This is a genomic window from Nostoc sp. 2RC (assembly GCF_014222165.1).
Classification (GTDB): Bacteria; Cyanobacteriota; Cyanobacteriia; order Cyanobacteriales; family Nostocaceae; genus Nostoc; species Nostoc linckia.
This window is the reverse complement of sequence record NZ_JACKZU010000854.1, coordinates 1-246: the sequence shown is the minus strand read 5'-3', so window position 1 is coordinate 246 and position 246 is coordinate 1. Positions and strand designations below refer to the sequence as shown.

1 pseudogene is annotated in these 246 nt (G+C 62.6%); it reads left to right on the top strand.

Features of this window, described 5'->3' with window-relative positions:
* Positions 1-246: pseudogene (gene groEL, locus GNE10_RS35245) on the top strand (chaperonin GroEL); the annotation flags it as partial.

Sequence of the window (246 nt, the reverse complement as noted above, 5' to 3'; positions counted from 1 at the left end):
GACGAGGCCACCATTGTCGACGGTGCCGGGGATTCCGAGCAGATCGCCGGCCGTGTTTCTCAGATCCGTAAGGAGATCGAGAACTCCGACTCCGACTACGACCGCGAGAAGCTGCAGGAACGCGTGGCCAAGCTGGCCGGCGGTGTTGCCGTGATCAAGGTCGGCGCCTCGACCGAAATCGAGATGAAGGAAAAGAAGGACCGCGTCGACGACGCCCTGCACGCCACCCGTGCAGCCGTTGAAGAA